Origin of the sequence: Roseibium sp. (assembly GCF_039982295.1) — a bacterium.
Taxonomy (GTDB): Bacteria; Pseudomonadota; Alphaproteobacteria; order Rhizobiales; family Stappiaceae; genus Roseibium.
On record NZ_JBDWYP010000077.1, the window covers coordinates 1 to 4,454 of the forward strand.

Sequence of the window (4,454 nt, forward strand, 5' to 3'; positions counted from 1 at the left end):
GTTTGCTCGCGCACGTGTTTTGCGCCGTTGTTCTCCTGTTCCTCCATGTCGTCGTTTCCGTCGAGCTTCCTGATGGGGTCATACAACTCGGAAAAGAAAGGATGAGCTGTATTGATCGCCAATATCACACGCCCGTACCGATGCTCTGCACGGTAAAACGGCCAGTACTCGTCATGAACATATTGAATGAGATACTTGGAGGCTTTTACCCTTTGAAAGGCATCTTCATCTGTCTCATGCGCCCTTTTAAGAGTCACCGCTAGAGTTCGCAGGTTCTCTTCGAGCTGCTGCTCTTCCTCTGGGGTAAGGTTCAAAGACCGGCTTTGGTGTGGGTCTGCGGCAGTTGCTCTGTTCTCGCTCTCGGATGGCTTTGCAGCTTGCGCATTGGTTCTTTGCGCGCTTTGAAACCGACGAATTTCACCGATGACAGTACTAATATCGTCACCAATGCCTTTCTTGATCGCATCCTTCACATAGCCTTTCGGTCGCACACCTTGTTTGTTTGCAGCCACGCCGAAAGCTTCGTCCAACTCTCCAGGAAAATCGATCTGGACTCGAAACCAGTGTGTAATCGAGTGGCGCGTCGTAAGTTCCGGCATACGGTCAGCAAAGAGTTCTCGACCGTTCCTCAAGATGGAGACTGTTTGCCCGTTGAACACGTGGAGATCGTTCCGCAGGGTTTTCTGGGGAAGGTGATACCACTCTTCAATAGGCAACTTGTACAGACTGATCTTGACCTGTGCAGTCTCGCTGTCCTTCATATCATGAATTGGAACATCGATCAGCTTGGCCGTAACAAGCTTGCTTCCTTTGGCTTCCACATCATCAAGGAACTGCCGGTGCCGAGCATTTGACATGGAGTATGTTGGGTCGAACGCCGTAACCTGTCGGTTGTTAATGAATAGCCGTAAGCCTTCACCGATAGCGCGACGATATACGCGAGCCATCTCCTTGGTCGCGTGGTCCACTAGTGTATTTGCCTTAGCATAGCTGAGACGGTCACAATTGGGCATGAAAACAATAGTGCCCGACTTACCTAGCGCTTCTTCGAGGTCATCTGACTGATCGGCAAGTAAATCCTGCTGACCCCGGTCTTTTGGTACAGACATCGGTTTTTGCAACACATCCGCTACATCACTTGGTAGCTCATCGAGCAGTTCGGGATCAGGCAGTAGAACCGCATTCGAACGCTCGCGTCCAATGGCGTCAACATCCAATGCAATGTTGTAGAAAGCCTTCGGCTCTTGCCACGAATAGAATTCAACCAGGGGACTCATGCTCAAGGCTGCGGTTTTCATTCCCATCCCAAACCGCCCAATCCCTGAGCGGTTATTGAAGTTCATGGAACCGCCAAAAGCCATTGCAACCTTGAGGACGTTTGGAGCCATACCGCGTCCATTGTCCAGAACGACAACGTCGGTTTTGTAATCACCTGGCTTGCCTGTTTGTCTGAAATAGATGCGAACCTCGGTCGCATCTGCTTGAATCGAGTTATCGACATGTTCGCAAAGGGCGGAGGTGGTGTCGTTGTACCCTTGATCTCTAAGAGATGAGACAAGTGTCTGCGCAAAGAAGAGCGGGACGTTTGCCCCGTCTTTCAAAACACGGTTCATAACCGTTTTGCCGCCTTTCGGCGCGTCATCCGCCCAAGTGAGATCGTGTTCGTTAGGCAGGGAGGTATCGTTTTCGTTTAACATATTTTTCTCCATCAGTTGTCGTGAGCGCTGTGCTTCACAAGAGATTGAGCGCGTTAGAGCGTCTCAAACATCAGGAGATCGAATGAGCCGAATGTGACGATAGCCTGACAGGATCGCTGCCTGTTCATGCGCGACGCACAGTTCGTTCGCTGACCTTAAACAGACGAGCGACCTCTGGGATTGCACGATGTTCTTCGTCGCGCATGCGGCGAACTTCGACCTTCTGTGCAGGCGACAGGGCAGGGGGTCTACCACCTATCCGGCCACGCTTACGAGCTGCTGTGAGGCCTTCTCTGGTTCTTTCGGAAATCCGTTCACGCTCGAACTGAGCGATAGATGCGAAGACATGGAACACAAGACGGCCCGCCGGCGTCGTCGTGTCGATGTCTTCAGCCAGTGACCGGAAGCCGGCACCGCGATCCCGGATCGTCTCCACGATCTCCAGGAGGTCCTTCAGAGACCGCGCCAATCGGTCATACTTCGTCACGGTCACAACGTCGCCGTCGCGGAGCTGCTCCAGCATCTTATCCAGTTCGGGCCGCGCGCGCTTCGATCCGCTGATCCTGTCAGCAAAAACCTTCTCGGCTCCGGCGGCCAAAAGGGCATCTGTTTGGGAATCTAGGCTCTGGTCGTCAGTGCTGACGCGGGCGTATCCGATGATCATGTCTCACTGTGACAAAAACCTGCCAAAACTGCAAAGGTTTTGCCGGGGGTTTTTGTCCTAGCTAACCGATTGATCCGAGGCGGGGCAGAAGATGCGGACAAAAACGACCGTTTGTGGCACGATCGACTCGTTAACGGATTTGCAAACCAGCTCCGTTACTGTTATGTTGTGGCCACAAGGAGATCACATGAGCAACCAGAGATATCGCCAGTTTCAATCTTACACGCTGCCTTTGGCGGGCGTGCTGATGATTGTTGGCTCCGTTGCCCTGCTTATTGGCTAACTCTTACCGCTTGATTGCGGCAAAGGTAGCACCCACAATCATTCCAAGATGAAGGTTTCCGAGCAGAGCTTGGGTTGCTGCTATTATCCGTGCAGAAGGATGAGGAGCAAAGTCTCCATACCCCAAAGTCGAGAAAGTTACGGAAGAGAAGTATATTGCATCTAGCAAGCTAGGACGCACTATCTCACCTCCGGATAATAGTCCGACATTCTTGTATAGTACTGCGAACACCGAAATCATAAAGACCGCCGAGATCATAGTATCGAAAACCAAACGCCAAGCGTCGAGCTGAAAGTCATCATTGTTGTCGCGGAAAGGCATCAACAAGACAATTTGGAAGAAGATTAGCAAGCTCGCCCCAATGAACGCTACAGATCCTACGGAAGCGCTTACAGAGTAGTTGGATGATGTGGCAGTCGCAGTCATAAGCGCCCAGAGGAACGCACCTAAGCTCCAATATAAGCAAAGCCTAATCGTCATCCGGCGGGTATCGCTGCCTGGCGTAGAACTACCTTTGAGGCCAAGTATGATGACACGAAAAGCCTCAAACGTCGCGTTGGCTTTGGACACAAATTCTGTCCAAACCTTCCTAATCTTGTCGTACAATTGATATTCCCTAGGCGACGGGGTTTTCAGAAATAGGCATTGGCACCATGGGTGAAGTGACTGCAAATCTTTTGTTGGCAGATGATATGCCAAATGGGAGCTGCTCTAACCAAGACCGATAGTAGCTCCCATTTAGCCATTTATTCTCCCCGATGCAAAACGGCATTTGAAGCCGTTAACTCCAACGGTGAAGCACAGTTGTTGACAGCCCTTGTCGTCACATTTGCATGCATCTCCAAAGCGGCTCGGATCAAACCAGGTTCGGAGAAAGTAAGGCTACCTGTACCACAAGTTGGAACTTGCCCCGCGTAAGATGCTGTCTGGCGCTGTGGGAAGTATGAAAGACTGAGAAACTCAGGCAACGGATTGTTCGGTCTGCTTTGCAGCACCGCAAGAAATCGATCCCCGATCTGTAGCCGCCTTGGATCGATATCCTCTGCGGAAGCAAGACGAGAGGAAAACGCATCTCTAACATTGCCATCGAAGCCTAAAGCTTCCAAGGCCTCATATGGGAAAGAAAACTCTTCTCCGAGAGTGATAGACACTATCTGAAAGCGTTCGTTTCCTACTCCTAAGTCAATCAGCCACGCGCTTTCCATTGGTGAAGCCAAACTTGAAAGAACTGCTGAGTCTTGCACCTGCAAGTCCGTCAAATAAGGTGGTAAGACACCAGAACGAACCATCGGGACAATCCCGGCGACCAAGGGCTCTTCAATGCTGCGTAGCTCTAGCATCGTACGTTCATCCAACACACCAGTGTTCTCCGGCCCGACCTCTGCAATGTCATTAGATTTCTCACCAAGGAATATCGAACCGAGGAACGCAGTTACTAAAAGGCACGCGGCAATCGCCATGGCCTTTTGCAAAAGCGAACTGCCTCCCCCAGAAACGTGGCCTGTGGTATCCGGACTAGAAATGGCTTCAGAATGCGATTGCTGAACAAAGCGATCAGCACGGTCGATGAACTCTTCACCCCAAAACTCGGCAACTTTCCTTTCAAGTTCCTTTGAGGGCAAAGTCGCGATATCCGTCTCCGATACACCAGCAAGGCGCGGAACGCTCTCATCTGACCAGTAATTTTTGACTTGTCGCAATGTGGCGCGTCCGTTGCGATCAATGATGTTTGACACGACTCCATCAGAGGAGTCTGGTGCGAAAATGGCGTCAGCGATCTTTTTCATGGCTATACTCCTGAACGTCTGCG

At 51.2% G+C, this 4,454-nt stretch carries 4 protein-coding genes; all 4 read right to left on the reverse strand.

What is annotated here, in order from left to right:
* On the reverse strand, positions 1-1,697 hold a 1,697-nt coding region (locus tag ABJZ52_RS15560), incomplete at its 3' end, for an ATP-binding protein (protein WP_348487813.1).
* A 124-nt stretch (positions 1,698-1,821) separates the two neighbouring features.
* Complete coding sequence (locus ABJZ52_RS15565; RefSeq protein ID WP_348487814.1) at positions 1,822-2,361, reverse strand: recombinase family protein; 540 nt, start codon at positions 2,359-2,361, stop codon at positions 1,822-1,824.
* 286 nt (positions 2,362-2,647) lie between these two features.
* Entirely contained in the window at positions 2,648-3,250 is a 603-nt protein-coding gene (locus tag ABJZ52_RS15570) for an ion channel (RefSeq protein WP_348487815.1), read from the reverse strand.
* A gap of 140 nt (positions 3,251-3,390) precedes the next feature.
* Positions 3,391-4,431 (reverse strand): hypothetical protein, encoded by a 1,041-nt coding sequence (locus tag ABJZ52_RS15575; RefSeq protein ID WP_348487816.1) that lies wholly within the window; start codon positions 4,429-4,431, stop codon positions 3,391-3,393.
* Positions 4,432-4,454 lie beyond the last annotated feature (23 nt).

Excerpts from the sequence above, each read along its gene's own strand:
- ABJZ52_RS15565 (WP_348487814.1), bottom strand. The coding sequence starts at position 2,361 with ATGATCATCGGATACGCCCGCGTCAGCACTGACGACCAGAGCCTAGAT.
- ABJZ52_RS15575 (WP_348487816.1), bottom strand. The coding sequence starts at position 4,431 with ATGAAAAAGATCGCTGACGCCATTTTCGCACCAGACTCCTCTGATGGA.